This window comes from Sorangium sp. So ce124 (assembly GCF_051525235.1).
GTDB lineage: Bacteria > Myxococcota_A > Polyangia > Polyangiales > Polyangiaceae > Sorangium > Sorangium atrum.
Window position 1 is genome coordinate 4,801,406 of record NZ_CP150312.1, and the last position, 14,225, is coordinate 4,815,630.

Genomic DNA, 14,225 nt, shown 5'->3' on the forward strand with positions numbered 1-14,225 from the left:
TCGCTCAAACTCCCAGCTTCGGTCGCTGAGCGATGATGAAGTCGACGGCGACGCGGACGCTGTTCACCTTGGCGTAATCGGCGCTGAAGGTGGCCACGAACGATTTCGCCTCCGGCCAGGCGCCGAGCGTGGGCTCTATCTCCTCGGCCTTCCAGCGGGCGCCGAAGGGGGGCATGAGCACGAGGCCGAGCTTGAGCCCGCCATCGGATGGCCGGCCGTGCTCCGGGAGCCAGCTTGTGCCATCGGTCAACCGCTCCGGATCTCAGGGGGATGGTGACCGACGCGCGAGGCACGGTTGCGACCGCCGAGCGGCTGGTGCGCCCCCGATGGGACAGCGACGAGGCCTGTGCTGGGCGGCCATAGGGCCCGAAATCCACATCGCCAGCCTGGTCCAGCAGCTCTATGTCAGAGCGAGTGAACGACCCAGACGGCTGGCTCCTCATAACGTCCGCGCCGACCCTGGACGTACACGGGGGCGAGGCCGCCGGGGATCTCGAAAGAGCGCTCGGAAGGCAAGATGGGCCTGCCGAGCCAGACCTCCCAGAAATCGAGCTCCAGGTCGACCACGAGGGCGCAACGAGGAGTCCCGGCGACCCGGCCCCCAACGCGGACATGCGTTCGGACCCACGGGTCGGTGGGCAAGCCGTCCTCGCGGGCGCGATCGAGGAACTCCTCGATATCGATGCCCGGGCAGGATGCCTTGGACGGGGGGCGCACCGGGGCGAGCACGCCGGCGAGGCCCGATCGCCTCGCCAGGGCCTTGAAGCCGGCGAGCACGAGCGCGCTCACGCCCTGGCCGCGGAACAGCGGCGACACCGAGGCGGTGAAGGCGCCCAGGTGGGTTGGCGGCTCGCCGTCGCGGACCGCCTTCGCGCGGAGGACCTGCCACTTCCAGCCGCCGTCGGGCAGCGCCGCCAGATCGTCGCTCCGCACGGCGATCGGCGCGGCGTTGCCGACCGCGGCCAGACGCCCCGTCGCCCTCTCGACGAGGCCGAACGTGAACGCGGGGGTCTCCCGGATGATCTCCAGATAGGCGTCCTCGACGTCGTTGGAGTAGATGAACGGCGTCGCGGCCCACGCCTGCGCGACGAGGACATCCATCAGGGCGCCGAGATCCGCGCGCTCTGCGCGCGTGAACATGTCGAAGCGGTCGCTCACCGCTCCAGGCGGAGCATCGTGGGCCATGCGAAGTCGTTCAGCTCGGCGAACGCCGTAGTCACGTCCAAGGATGGGCGCAACGCCCACGGCGAGCGGAGCAAATCCACCATGGATTGTCAAGCGAGCGGCATAGTTTCAGCGGAACGTGGGGCTAGGGGTACGTGCCGAACGCCCACCATTCGGTCGCCATGTTGTCGTCGGTGATGAGCGGGTCATCCTGCGTCCGCAGCAGGATCGACTCCCGGCCTTCCCAGGTGGGCCCGCCGCGCCAGTCCTGTTCTTTCAGCAGATCGAGCTGCGCGGCGCTGCTGCCGGCGGGCAGCACGGGACGGCCGTCGATACGCCACGCGTCGAGCTTCCTCTCGAAGCGCGCGTGGTCGATGGTAATCGGACCGTCGCTCGCGATCAGCATGTTCTGGAAGCGGAGGGCGTTGGGGAATACGGTCGCCCCGGTCTTCTGAGCCGCGGTGGACATGGTGGTGTTGTAGTAGAGCGCGCCGCCCAGCTTCAGGTGCCGGCGGGACAGATCCATCATCTCTCGGGAGAGCAACATCGAGGCATACGAGCGCCAGTACACGATTGTGTTCTCGACGATGACGTCGAAGCGCCGCGAGGTCCGCCCCAGGTAGCGCCGGCCATCGTCGATGAGGAGCTCCACCTTCGGGTTGTCCAGCGCGCTCGCGACGACGGGCGCGCGCCGCGCCGCCTCGACGAACCCGGGGTTGATCTCGACCACGGTGAGGCGCTCGACGTCGGGGTCGTTCGCCAGCACCTGAAGCCAGGAGCCGGACCCGAGGCCGATCATGAGGATGTCGCGCGGCCGGGGATGGAACGCGGACACCAGATAGGCCCGCAGCACCCGGTTCTCGTCCTTTTCCGGCAGCGGGCTGACGTTGGTGATGCCCTCGTAAGATCCGCCGCCGTACACCGTGCCCGACCGGGAGACCGTGACGACGCCTTCGCGACGCTCGATGACGTGGGCGAAGCGACCGTGTTCGCGGTGTTCCTCCCCGTAAAGGAGCTTCTCGTAGAGGTCGCCGTAGAGCGTCGGCGCCGACCCCACGAAGGACGCGATGGCGGCGGCCAAGATGGCGCCGCTGAACACGCGCGAGCGCGCCGTCGTCGACGCTGAGAGCATGAGCATCGCGCCGATCGCGGCGCCCGCGATCGCGAGGGCCACGTTGAGCTCGCGCAGAGGCAAGACATCCAGCAGCACGAGGCCGGTGACCAGGCTGCCCAGCGTCGAGCCCACGATGTTGCCGACGTAGACGTAGGACAGCCGCGCGCCGGCCAGCTCGTCCGCGCGGATCCCGAAGTGGCACAGGAGCGGGAACCCCGCGCCGAGGCAGGTGCTGGCGAGCGCGAAGACAGGCAGCGTCGAGGCCGGCTCCACACCGCGGCCGACCAGGTGCGCGACGACGGGGGCCACGAGGAAGGCCGCGAGCGCCCCGGCGAAGATCACCCCGCCCACCCGGTAAAGCTGTCCGGAGCGCTCCGCCGCCGTGCTCCGGCAGTAGCGACCGGCGAGGAGCGATCCGCCGGCCAGACCGGCAAGGTAGGCCGCGAGCAGAAAGCCGAAGGCGTCCGGAGCGCCTTCGACCGTGAAGCCGTAGATCCGGACCCAGAGGACCTCGTGCGAGAGCGCGAGATAACCGCCGAGCGTGGCGACGAGGACGGCAACGAGGAGCCTCATGGCTCGCCGCGACGCCCCCGGCGCAGAACCATCACGAGCACACCGAGAAATACGTTGAGCGCCGCGGCAACCTCCGCCGTGGCCCGGAGGCCCAGCCCGCCCAGCAGGTAGCGCGCCGCCAGAAAGGCACCGAACGCCGCGCCCAGCGTGTTGGTGAAGTACAGGTTACCTAGCGAGCGACCGACGTTACGCGATCGCGACGTGGCGTGCGCGACCAGGAGGGGGAGTGTGGCTCCCATCAGCATGGCCGGGAGCGCCACGAGCAGGAAGGCCACCCCACCCGTGGCGACATGGCCAATGCCGTGCGTCATCTCTGCAATGAGGGCGAAGAGGCGAAGGCTGAAGGCGCCGTAGAGGCCTATCCCGAGCTCGGAGAGCGCAAACAGCGTCACCGCAGCTTGCGGGTACCGGCACGAAAGCGCCCCACCCGCGAGGCTCCCGAGGCCGAGACCGAGCATGAACGCGGTGACGACGATCGTGACCGACAGGATATCGACGCCGTAGATCGCGTAGAGCGCGCGCTGCCAGACGACCTGATACACCAGCGCTGCCGAGCCCGAGAGGAAGAACACCGGGAAGAGCCAGGGCTCCATGGCTTGCGCCTTCAGCTGCTCAGCGGCCGGCGGGGCGAGCTTGGTCGAGAGGGTCTGCGAAGGCATGCTTGCTCTCCCACACGGAGCTAGCGGACGCGGGCGCGCCGGTACTCTCCCGGTGTCGTGCCCGTCCAGCGACGGAAGCTGCGATAGAAGTGGCGCGGCTCGCCATAGCCGAGCAGGAACGCGATCTCCTGGAGCGCGAGGTCGGGCCGGCGGACGAGATCGAGCGCCTTCTCCCGCCGCGCCTCGTCGAGCTGCGCCGTGAACGACGTGCCGACGTCCTTGAGCGCGCGCTGGAGCGAGCGCGTGCTCATGCCCAGCGCGCGCGCGATCCCCTCCTGGTCCACGTCGCCGTGGTCGAGCCGCTCGTCGATGCGGGCGCGCACGCGCGCGTCGAGCGTCGCGGCGCTGGCGGGCGCCGCGCGCGCGGCGAGGAGCTGCTCGGCGTGGCGAACGAGGTAATCGCGGACCGACGGGTCCGCGCCGACCAGGGGCGCGTCGAGCACGCGCGCATCGTAGACGAGGCCCGTCGCGCCCGCCTCGAAGCGGGCGGGGGCCCCGATCGCCTCCTCGTAGAGCGACGGCGGGTGCCGGCGAGGATGGCGGAACAGCGCCTCGATCGGCCTCGCCGAGCCGCCGAGGTAGAGCGCGATGAAGCGCGCGAGCGTCGCGACCATCATCTCGATCGGCTCGGCCATGGCGACGACGCGCGGCTCGTGCTCGAGCGCGAGCCGCGCGACCCCGCCGTGCTCCTCAAGGATGATGCGGAGGTACGGGTCCATCAGCCGGCAGAAGCGGCCATAGACGGCGACGCCCTGCCGCACGGTCTCGCTGTGGCGAAGGACGTGCCCCACGATGCCGACGACCGAAACCGGGATGCAGCGCGCATAACGCAGCCCGAGAGGCTCGCCGGGGAGGCGCTGGAGAAGGAGCTCCCACAGCGAGAAGAGCGATGCATACGGCACGAGCTCGTCGGGCGCGGTAAGGATCTCGGGCGCGACGCCGGCCGCCTGGAGGAGATCCTCCTGCGGGACTCCGCACGACGAGGCGAAGGCGATGAGCCCGGCAGGCATGGATGCGAACACGAGATCGCCGTCGGACATGGCCTGCGCCGAGGATAGCGCAGCCGTCCGGGGGCTCAGCGCCGATCCCGCCGAGCCCCCGGGCGGCTGCGGGTCCCTCGAGGCACCCGCCGCCTCGCTGTCCAGGGCTGGTCGAGCGTCCGGGGCACGGCGCGCCGGGCCGGCATCCTGCGCAAAGGACTCCCCGTCGCCGGAATCCCTCATGCTCGATGGGGTGGGGACACCGGGAGACCCGACGTAACCGATCTAACCGAGGCCACCGCCCGTGCCCCGCTTCGCGATCGCTCGACCGATTGCATGGAATCCAGCTTGAACGAGCGCTCCGGCTCGTGGCATCCTTGCCATGCACGCAAAGGGGGGACGATGGCGGTGCATCACATCGCGCTGGCGACCAGCGATCTGGTCGCCACACACCGGTTTTATACCCGGGCCATGGGGTTCCGTCTCGTGAAGGTCATCGCGGTGCCTTACGAGGGCAGCCGCGATGGGGGCTGGGCGAGGCACGCCCTGTATCGGACCAGCGAGCCCGATGGTCCGATGCTCGCATTCTGGGATGTGCACGAAGAGACGGTGCGGGGGCGCTTCAGGACGGATCTCTCGACAGGGCTCGGGCTGCCGGTGTGGATGAACCACCTGGCCTTCAGCGCCCCGACGGGTGAGCTCTACGGTCGGATGCTCGCGCGATGGCTCTCGCACGGCCTCGAGGTGACCGAGAGAGATCACGAGTTCTGCCGCTCGATCTGCACGATCGATCCCAACGGCATCATGGTCGAGTTCTGCCAGACGCTCCGGGCCTTCTCGGCCGAGGAGGTGGCCGACGCGGAGCGCTCGCTCTTCGATCCCATGCCGCCGCTCGAGCTGCCGCGACCCTCGGTCGTCCACCGATCGCAGGTGGGGTGATGCGCCTGCGCGCGACCAGGCCTCCGGCGGTGATCGCGCGCCATCGTCACGTCATGTGCGGCGCGTGGGACGGCGAGATCGCGTGCTGCGACGTGGCTCAGGGCGTTGCCGGCGCCCCTTCCCGGCAGGGCGCCACCCGATCCGCGCCGCCGAAGAACTCTCCCGAGAGCAGCGACCATGCCCGCGCGTTCTCCGGCGGGCCGCACTTGAACGGCGCCTTCGAGAGCCGCTTGCCGCGGAGCGCCGCGCGCTGCTCGCGGTAGTAGCGGATCGCCAGCTCGGCGGCGTACTCCACGACGCCGTTTCCTGGCTGGAACGAGTAATACGTGCCGCCCTTCACGATGGTCTCGTTCGGCGAGTACGGCGTGAGGCAGGAGATCCTCGTCCCGCAGCGCGCGACGATGCCGTCGTAGATCGGCGAGAGCGCCGCCTGGGACCACCCGCCGTGCGCGACGTCGTTCAGGTGGAAGAGCTCGTGGAAGAGCGTCTCTCGAACGTCGTCCGCGGAGCGGTGGAGCGAGCCGGAGAGGTTGTATGCGACCGTCCAACCCGAGGCGTAGGCGGAAGGCGTCCGCGCCCGCACGGACCGGAAGTACCGGAGCGCGAGGGCGCGGTGCCGGTAGCGCACGGGCGAGCTGGCCGCGGCCGCGAGATCCGCGACGAAGGCGTCGAAGTCGGCGATCGCCGAGACCGTCCACTCGAGGTGGCGGCGCTCGGCGCGCACCGGCAGCTCCGGGACGAGGTGGAGCATGCCGCGGTAACCGCCGTCCATCATGTGCTCCCGTTCCAGCCCGGCGACGCTGCCGTTCTGGTCGAAGAGCGCTGTCGCGCTCGCCGAGGCCTGCGGGTCGCCTTGGTAGCGGAGCGCGAGCAGGCAGCGGATGCGCTCGTGCCCCGAGCCGGGCGCGGCCGCGATCCCGGCGTTCCCGTGCCGGCAGGCGTCGATGGCGTCCCGGTGGGCGGCGGCGTCGTCCGGGAACAGGATGGCCTCGGCTTCGTCCGCCGAGATGGCAGGGGCCGGCTCGGTTGAGGCGGGGGACGGCGCGGCGCCCTGCGCGCCATCGGCCTGCGCTCCCCCAGCGGACGACGCGCCGGCAGGCTCAGGGCCTCCCGGGCCTGAAGGCGCGCTGGCTGTCGCGAGGACCGGAGAGCTCGGCGGCGCCGTGGTCTTGCCGGCGGGGCCCGGGGGGCCGGGGCTCGCGGGGGCACACGCGGTCGCGAGCGCCGGGAGCGCGAGAAGCAACGCGACGGCGAGCGGCGGTGTTGCCCCGGGACGCATCCTGCCAGGATGCCAGAACTTGGTGCGGCGATCATCCAACGATGTCCGTCGGGGCAGGGGAGGAGACAGGGGAGGACCCCCAGCGATGCGCAACAGGTCCTCTGCGACGCGAGCGCTACCCCTACCCACGCGCGTGCCGCAGCCGCATGCGGATAAGCCTGTTCCCGGAGCGACGTGTCCCCGATGCGGGCCTTCTACGGCACCACCACGGTATCGTTCGTCTGCAGCGGCAGATCCCCGCGGAGATCGCCTTTCCCGACGACCTCGTCGAACACGAACGGAATCCTGCGCTCGCCGATCGCGTCGCGCCGGACGATGACCACCTCGTCGGGATCGGCGAAGCGGGTGAATCCGCCCGCGAGCGCGAGCGCCTGGAGCACGGTGATCTGCCCCCTGGGCGTGAACTCGCCGGGACGCGACACTTCGCCCATCACGTAGACCCGGTAGCTGTGGAGCTCCGCCACCTCGACGCTGACGACCGGCTTCTCATGATAGAATTTGGCGGCCTGCGTCGCGATGTCCTCGGCGATGCCCATGACGGTGCGCCCCGACGCCAGGACGTCGCCGATGAGCGGGATCGTGATGAACCCGTCGGGTCGCACCGTGACGCGCTGGCTCAGCGCCTCGTTCTTCCAGGCGCGCACCTCCAGCACGTCGCCCGGGCCGACGGCGTAGGCGCTCGTCGCGCGGCGCTCCGCATCGAAATCGACCCGCGGGGCGCGCGCGCCGCAGCCCGGGAGCGCCATGAGGACCGTGAGCGCGGAGCAGAGCAGGGCAATCCGGACACAGCGGGAGCACATGCGGTTTCCAGCCTCCTTGATGCGATGGCGCTCCAGCAAGCGCCGATCCCGCGGCCGCGCTCCGCGCCTGCTCCTCGCGCGCGCACTGGCGCTCTTCCCGCGTGCCGCTCGGACCCGCGGTGCTAGATCCGTCGCGCGGAAGGGGGGAATGCGCGCCGCGCCTCATCGCGCCCGCGCAGGGCGCCTCCGCGCGGCCGCCACGACGGCTCGGCGCGGGCCGCCTGTGCGCGGCGCGCGCCACGCGAACGGCGCGCCACACCATGGCAGCGTGGGTCGTGTGCGCGCTGTGCGCGCTCGTCATCATCAAGCCGCAGGAGTTCATCCCCGCGCTCGCGGGGATTCCGCTCGTGCACGCGGCGTTCGGGATCACCCTTCTCTGCGTCGCCCTCGACGTCGTGTGGCGGCGGCTCAAGCCGACGCTCGCGCCTCAGGTCGTCTATGCGCTCGCGTTCCTCGCCTGGGCGGCGCTGACCACCGCGCTGAAGCGCCCGGCCGCGCTCGAGGAGCGCGGCATGCAGCTCGCGACCGTCGCGGGCATCTTCATCGCCGTCGCCGTCGCCGCCGCCTCGCCGCGAGGGCTGCGCGCGCTCGCGATCACGCTCGTCGGCTGCGCCGTCCTCACGACCGTGGTCGCGATCGTGCAAGCGTTCCAGCCCCACGGCTGCATGATCGCCGCGCCCGATGACTGGGAAGGCAAGGGCGAGCTCGAGCCGGATGGACGCCCCTGCGAGACCAACCTCGACTGCCGCATCGAGGCGCCCGTGCCCGACGGCAACTACCGGTGCGAGCGCCCGGGGCCGCTCGGCACGTCGACCATCGACGGCCGCGTCCGCTACCGCGGCTCGCTCGCCGATCCCAACGAGCTCTCGCTGATGGCCGGCATGTCGATCCCGCTCGCGATCGCGCTCGCGGAGCGGCGCGCCGGCCCGCGCCGGCCGCGCAGGCCCGTCCGTGGGGGCCCGCCCCCGTCGGCCGGCGCGCCGCCCTGCGCGCCGCGCCGCGCGCTGACGCTTCCCGTCCTGCTCACGGATCGGCTGATCTCGCGCATGGCCGCGGCGCTCCGCGCGCTCCCCGTGACGGCGATCATCGCGGCGATCGGCGCGATGGTCGTCCTGTCGCGCTCGCGCTCGGGTGTCATCGTGTACCTCGCGGTCCTCGGCATCAGCTTCATCCGGCGGAGCGGGACGCTCGGCGTCATCGCTGCCTGCTTCATCGGGCCGCCCATGCTCCTGCTCGGCGGCCGGAGCGGCGACGAGGCGAGCGAGAGCTCGGACGAGCGCGTCGAGCTGCTGCGGGAAGCGTTCGAGCTGATCCGCCGGACCAAGGGGATCGGCGTCGGCGCAGGGCAGTTCGGCGACGAGTCGTCGCTCGGCTTGACCGCCCACAACTCCTATCTCCTCGCCGCGGCCGAGACGGGCCTGCTCGGGATGTGCCTGTTCGCGCTCGTCCTGTACGCGTCGATGAAGGTACCGCTGTCGATCTGGCTGGGCGACGTCGATGCCGGCCCCACGGCGAGGCGGTTCGCGCCGGCGATCTTCGTGAGCCTGTGCGGCGCGCTGATCGGGATCTTCTTCCTCTCGTGGGCCTACAAGGACATCCTCTACATGGTGCTCGGCGCCTCCGCCGCGCTCTATGGCGCCGCGCGGGCCGAGGACAGCCGCGTCGTGGTGCGCGTGTCGGGGAGGGAGGTCGCGCTCGTGTGCGGCGGGATGGTCGTGGTGCTCGTGCTGCTCAACATCGTGCTCCGGTTCCTCGGGTGAGCGCGCGAGCGCCGGGCGCCGCGGGACGGCGGCGGCGCGGCCTCGCAGCAGGCCGTCGGACGGCGGAGAGGCGAGGGGCCGGATCCTCGGCGAGACGGACGTGGACGTCCTGGGACGCTGGCTCCAGCGCGCGGCGGCGGCGGAGGAGCTGTTCCTGAGTTGACCGGCCGCTGACGGAAGCCTGACCGGAGGCTCCCGGGTCAGCGTGATTTCCTGGAGATGGTCCATTCTCGGAATGGAACTGGCGATCTTCAGGCGAGCGACGCGGCATCAGGGAGCCACGTACGACGCATTCAGCGCCATCCGGATCTCGGGTGTGTGCGCAGGCGCGAGATGCCTCTCCAGGAGGCGCCCATTCTGAAGCGCGTGACCGGTTGCACGATGCCGTTGCCACGCGCATCGTCTCGTGGTCTTTTGAGGATACCGTGTCTTCCCTCGCCCAGCAGATCGCCGCGCTCCCTGGCCCTCTCCTCGCTCGCCTCCGGGCTCGCGGGTTCGACCCCGATCGCGTCGCCCGGTGGGCCGCGTCCATCGGCAAGGACCGGGACGCCCGCAACCGCCTCCAGGGCACGGTCGAGCCGCCCGCGCCCGGCGATATCGCCGACCTGCCCGCCGAGGGCACGCCCGAGCACGCCCGCTGCCGCGAGGCGGGCCTGGCCGCGCTGCGCCGGGGCGAGGTCGCCCTCTGCGTCCTCGCCGGCGGGATGGCCACCCGGATGGGCGGCGTGGTCAAGGCGCTCGTCGAGGTGCTGCCCGGTCGGACCTTCCTCGATCTGCGCCTCGCCGAGAGCGATCACCTCCGGCGCACGACGGGGGTCCCGGTCCCGCTGTGGCTGATGACAAGCGAGGCGACGAACGGACCGATCCGCGAGGCGCTCGGCGCGCGCCTCGACGAGCGGGGCGATCTCTGCGCCACGTTCGAGCAGCACGTGTCGCTGCGCCTGACCCCGGAAGGCGGGCTGTTCCTGGACGAGGCCGGCGAGCCGAGCGTCTACGCCACCGGCCATGGCGACCTCCCGGACGCCCTCCGCGAGAGCGGCCTCCTCGGCCGTTTCATCGCCCGCGGCGGGAAGATCGTCTGGATCGCCAACCTCGACAACCTCGGCGCGACCGTCGATCCGGTCCTCCTGGGCTGGCACCTCGGCCACGGCGGGCCCCTCTCCGTCGAGGTGGTCGACAAGGGCGGCGACAAGGGCGGCGGGCCGCTGCGGTGGAACGGCCGACCGGTGATGGCAGAGGACTTCCGGCTGCCGGTCGATTTCGACCCGAAGGTCGTGCCCGTCTTCAACACCAACACCTTCCTGGCGAGCGCCGAGGCGCTCGACGCCCTCGCGCTGGACTGGATCTACGTGGAGGTCGAGAAGAAGGTGGACGACCGCAAGGCGATCCAGTTCGAGCGCATCCTGAACGAGGTCACCTTCGGCCTGCCGGCCCGGTTCGTTCGCGTGCCGCGCGAGGGCCTCGCGGCGCGGTTCCTTCCCGTCAAGGACGTCGAGGAGCTGGAGCGGCGGAGGCCGGCGATCGAGGCGATCGCCCGCGCGCGCGGCTTCCTCGGCTGAGCCGAGGGGCACAGGCCGCGGCGCGCGGCGCGCGGCGCGCGGTTGACGACCGAGGGGGCCAGTCATCGTGATTACGACGCGCGCGCCGCGGAGAAGCGCCCGAGTGCGCGCTGGCGGACGGGAGGATTGGATATGGCAGATGCGCAGACTGTCTCTCTGGACGCGGCGACGCCAGCGGACGCCGTGATCCTGTCCAACCTTCTCGAGCTGTACATCCACGATCTCAGCGATGTGTTCCCCGCTATCGAGCTGGGGCAGGATGGGCGCTTCGGCTATCCCAAGCTCCCTCTCTACTGGTCGGAGCGGGAGCGGCGGTTCGCGTTCCTCATTCGATGCGGCGGGCGCGTCGCCGGGTTCGTCCTGGCGACCCGCGGTTCGCCGGCAGTGGAGGATCCGGACACCCTCGATGTCGCCGAGTTCTTCGTCCTTCGCCGCTATCGCCGCTCCGGCGTGGGCCGCCAGGCGGCGTGCCTCCTATGGAACGGTCTTCCCGGGAAGTGGACCGTGCGCGTCGCCGAGGGGAACCGGGGCGCTCTGGCGTTCTGGCGCGGCGTCGTCGCGGAGTTCACGAGCGGCGCTGTGACGGAGCTCGTGCGTCCCGGCCAGCCGAACGCCTGGCGGGTGTTCTGCTTCGAGAGCGTGCCTGAGCGCGTCGCGCCCTGATTCCACGGCGGCGCGGATCACGGGCGCCGGCCGGCGCGCCCCTCCGGATCTTCGCCGAGCAGCTCCTCGATCTCGGCCGCCGCCTTGTCGAGCACCTTCACGGTGCGCGCGAGCACGGACGGCGTGATGCGCCCGCGGCGCATCGCGTGGCGCAGCATCTTCATGAGCGAGCCGATGCGCTTCATGACGTCGCCGAAATCCTCGGCGAACCGCTCCCACGAGGTCTCGACGAAGCGCTCGTAGAACTCGTCGACGTACTCGCGGTTCGCCTTGAGGTCCTCGCGGCCCGCGTCGGTGATCTCGTAGATCTTGCGCCCCTCGGCCTCGATGACGCGCGCGTGGCCGAGCTCCTCGAGCATCTGCAGCGTCGGATAGATGACGCCGGGGCTCGGACGGTAGGTGTCGCCGCTGCGCTGCTCGATCGCCTGGATGACCTCGTAGCCATGGCGAGCTCGCTCGGCGAGCACGTCGAGGACGAGGTACCGCACGCCGCCGCGGTCGGCGCGGAGCGGCGGCCCTCCAAACCAGTCGCCCCACCAGCCCGGCGGGCCGCCGCCCATGCCGTGCCGACCCCTCCCGAACGGACCCCCCCTCGGCCCTCGCGGGCCTGCGCAGTGATGGTGTTCGTATCCCCAGAACATAGACAAAATCCCTCTCTGGCTCGGCGGCGGACCGCCACGGCGGCGAGCACTCAGCTGCCGCGCGCTCGTGCACAGACCACCCCGGCTCCGCGGCCCGGCGGCCATGCGGCTGCCGGGTCGATATTCTAAAAGATATATCTAAAAGATAGCTCTCGACCGATGCCCGTCAAGGGGCGGGGCGGACGACCGCAGGCTCCGGCCGGGCAGGGCAGGGCCGCAGGACACAGCGATGGGGAGAGGCGCCGCGGCAACCTGGGTGGGGTCGCCGCCGCAGCTCAACCTGGGTGAGGTCGCCAGCTCAACCTGGGTGGGTCGCCAGCTCAACCTGGGTGGGTCGCCAGCTCAACCTGGGTGGGTCGCCAGCTCAACCTGGGTGGGTCGCCAGCTCAACCTGGGTGGGTCGCGGCTGTTCGCTGCTTGACATAGGACGCACGTCCCTGTAACGAAAGTGAAAATGATTTTCATTATCGACGCTGCCCCTTCGTTTGCTCGGCGCGAGCTCGCGGGTGTCGCCGCGTGCGCGTACGCCTCCGACGCGTTTCCCGACCTCGGGCTCCACGACGAGGAAGCGCGCCAGCTCGCCCGCTTGCTCGAGGTCGAGCGCGCTGGCTTCACGGAACAGGAGCTCCGCCCCCTCGCGACCCGCACGCGGCTGGTCGATGACGTCGTGGACGACTTCTTCCGCCGTCACCCGGACGGGTTGGCCATCGGGCTCTTCTCCGGGCCGTGCACCCGATTCTCGCGCGTCGACAACGGTCAGCTCCACTGGATCGACATCGACGTTCCCCGCGTGGTCGCGTGGAAGTCCCGGCGCGCCCCGCAGACGCCGCGGTACGCGCTGGCCACCGCGTCCCCAGGCTGCGATCACTGGATCGATCAGCTCGCCGACGCGCACGACTGGCCCACGTTGATCCTCGGCCTCGGCCTCTTCTCCCACCTCGGCCCCGAGCGGATCGGCGCCTTCTTGACCCAGGTCTCCCTGCGCCTCGCCAAGGACGTGGAGCTCCTGCTCGACGCGAGCCCGAGCCTCCAGCTCCATCCCACCGCGGCGAGGGGCGCGCGTCACGTCGAGCTCCACCGAGAGGGAGGGGTCGTCGAGACGTTTCCATGGCTGCGCGTCCTGGGCGACAGCGACTATCCCGAGCCGCTCGGCGCCCGCATCCGGACCACGAATGGACTCGCGCGCTTCTTCCGTAAAGCGCAGTTCCCGATCCTCCGCCACCTCCGGCGCGTGTGAGCCCTCGATAGCACCCTCGGGTACACCGCCATGACAAGCAACAGCAAGACCCATGCACAAGGACAGAGAAGCTCGATGAACATCCAGGACTACGTCGACGCACCGGCGCCCTGCGGCGCCGCGCTCCACCATCGCGACGCGCGCGCGTCCCTGGGGAGGGCCCGGGCATGAGCCGTTACACCGGACCTCGCGTCAAGGTCATGCGCGCGCTCGGGGTCGAGCTCCCCGGGCTGTCGGCCAGGAAGACGGAGCGGAGGCCTTACCCACCCGGGCAGCACGGACAGGCCCGCAAGAAGCTCAGCGAGTACGCCCTGCGGCTCCGCGAGAAGCAGAAGGTCAGGCTCAACTATGGACTCACCAACACGCAGCTGAAGACGCTCATGCTCGAGGCGCGCAGGAGCGACCTGGCCGCCGGCACGAAGCTCATCGAGCTGCTCGAGCGGCGGCTCGACAACGTCATCTTCCGCGCGGGCTTCGCGCGCACCATCCCGGCCGCGCGGCAGCTGGTGGCGCACGGGCACGTGCTCGTCGACGGAAAGCGCGTCGATATCCCGTCCTACCGCGTCAGCGCCGGAGAGACGGTGAGCGTGTGCGAGAAGCGCCGTGACCACCGGACCGTCGTGGAGGGCCTCGCGAAGACCGACATGGAAGCCCCCACGTGGCTCGCTGTCGACAAGGACGCCCGGCAGGCGCGCGTGGCCGCGCTGCCGGACGAGACGAGCATCCCGTTCCCCATCGCCGTTCAGCTCATCATCGAGTACTACTCGCAGCGGCTGTGACGCGGAGCAGGGCTCGCCACGCTGGCGAGCCGGCCTCCGCCGAAGCGGGGCCGCGGCGACGAGCGCCCGCCTTCCCGG

Annotated in this window: 14 protein-coding genes; 6 read left to right on the forward strand and 8 right to left on the reverse strand. The window is 70.9% G+C overall.

Annotation, left to right across the window (positions count from 1 at the left end):
- Positions 1-4 precede the first annotated feature (4 nt).
- From WMF19_RS18030 to WMF19_RS18050, 5 genes are all read right to left on the reverse strand, one after another.
- Complete coding sequence (locus WMF19_RS18030) at positions 5-250, reverse strand: hypothetical protein (protein WP_437900228.1); 246 nt, start codon at positions 248-250, stop codon at positions 5-7.
- A 155-nt stretch (positions 251-405) separates the two neighbouring features.
- Positions 406-1,185 carry a hypothetical protein gene (locus tag WMF19_RS18035; RefSeq protein WP_437900229.1) on the reverse strand — a complete coding sequence of 260 codons (780 nt, stop codon included), beginning with the start codon at positions 1,183-1,185 and terminating at the stop codon, positions 406-408.
- 124 nt (positions 1,186-1,309) lie between these two features.
- Positions 1,310-2,851 carry a spermidine synthase gene (locus WMF19_RS18040; protein WP_437900230.1) on the reverse strand — a complete coding sequence of 514 codons (1,542 nt, stop codon included), beginning with the start codon at positions 2,849-2,851 and terminating at the stop codon, positions 1,310-1,312.
- Positions 2,848-3,510: a fused MFS/spermidine synthase gene (locus tag WMF19_RS18045; protein WP_437900231.1), complete on the reverse strand. Its 663-nt coding sequence runs from the start codon at positions 3,508-3,510 to the stop codon at positions 2,848-2,850. The genes WMF19_RS18040 and WMF19_RS18045 overlap by 4 nt, the downstream gene beginning before the upstream one ends.
- A 20-nt stretch (positions 3,511-3,530) precedes the next feature.
- Entirely contained in the window at positions 3,531-4,550 is a 1,020-nt protein-coding gene (locus WMF19_RS18050; protein ID WP_437900232.1) for an AraC family transcriptional regulator, read from the reverse strand.
- 342 nt (positions 4,551-4,892) lie between these two features.
- On the opposite strand from WMF19_RS18050, the gene WMF19_RS18055 reads away from it, so the two are divergent.
- Positions 4,893-5,429, forward strand: a complete 537-nt coding sequence (locus WMF19_RS18055) for a VOC family protein (protein WP_437329823.1) — start codon at positions 4,893-4,895, stop codon at positions 5,427-5,429.
- A gap of 97 nt (positions 5,430-5,526) precedes the next feature.
- On the opposite strand, the gene WMF19_RS18060 is transcribed toward WMF19_RS18055, so the two are convergent.
- Together WMF19_RS18060 and WMF19_RS18065 are read right to left on the reverse strand one after the other, a co-directional pair.
- The gene (locus WMF19_RS18060; protein ID WP_437900233.1) at positions 5,527-6,708 is read right to left on the reverse strand and encodes a hypothetical protein; all 1,182 of its coding nucleotides are present in this window, start codon (positions 6,706-6,708) and stop codon (positions 5,527-5,529) included.
- Positions 6,709-6,902: 194 nt separating this feature from the next.
- Positions 6,903-7,508, reverse strand: coding sequence for a polysaccharide biosynthesis/export family protein (locus WMF19_RS18065; protein WP_272098302.1), 606 nt, complete (start codon positions 7,506-7,508; stop codon positions 6,903-6,905).
- Positions 7,509-7,768: 260 nt separating this feature from the next.
- Here WMF19_RS18065 and WMF19_RS18070 point away from each other — a divergent pair, with 260 nt between their 5' ends.
- The 3 genes from WMF19_RS18070 to WMF19_RS18080 all read left to right on the forward strand — a co-directional run bounded on the left by WMF19_RS18070 (position 7,769) and on the right by WMF19_RS18080 (position 11,490).
- On the forward strand, positions 7,769-9,268 hold the full coding sequence (locus tag WMF19_RS18070) for an O-antigen ligase family protein (RefSeq protein ID WP_437900234.1): 1,500 nt from the start codon (positions 7,769-7,771) through the stop codon (positions 9,266-9,268).
- Positions 9,269-9,693: 425 nt separating this feature from the next.
- On the forward strand, positions 9,694-10,827 hold the full coding sequence (locus WMF19_RS18075) for a UTP--glucose-1-phosphate uridylyltransferase (RefSeq protein WP_437900235.1): 1,134 nt from the start codon (positions 9,694-9,696) through the stop codon (positions 10,825-10,827).
- Positions 10,828-10,959: 132 nt separating this feature from the next.
- Entirely contained in the window at positions 10,960-11,490 is a 531-nt protein-coding gene (locus WMF19_RS18080; RefSeq protein ID WP_437900236.1) for a GNAT family N-acetyltransferase, read from the forward strand.
- A 17-nt stretch (positions 11,491-11,507) separates the two neighbouring features.
- Here the strand turns inward: WMF19_RS18080 and WMF19_RS18085 are convergent, their stop codons facing one another.
- Positions 11,508-12,050, reverse strand: a complete 543-nt coding sequence (locus WMF19_RS18085; protein ID WP_272098307.1) for a PadR family transcriptional regulator — start codon at positions 12,048-12,050, stop codon at positions 11,508-11,510.
- 535 nt (positions 12,051-12,585) lie between these two features.
- On the opposite strand from WMF19_RS18085, the gene WMF19_RS18090 reads away from it, so the two are divergent.
- A complete protein-coding gene (locus tag WMF19_RS18090) occupies positions 12,586-13,368 on the forward strand; it encodes a class I SAM-dependent methyltransferase (RefSeq protein ID WP_437900237.1) in 783 nt (260 codons plus the stop codon).
- 167 nt (positions 13,369-13,535) lie between these two features.
- Positions 13,536-14,147 carry a 30S ribosomal protein S4 gene (rpsD, locus tag WMF19_RS18095; protein ID WP_437900238.1) on the forward strand — a complete coding sequence of 204 codons (612 nt, stop codon included), beginning with the start codon at positions 13,536-13,538 and terminating at the stop codon, positions 14,145-14,147.
- Positions 14,148-14,225 lie beyond the last annotated feature (78 nt).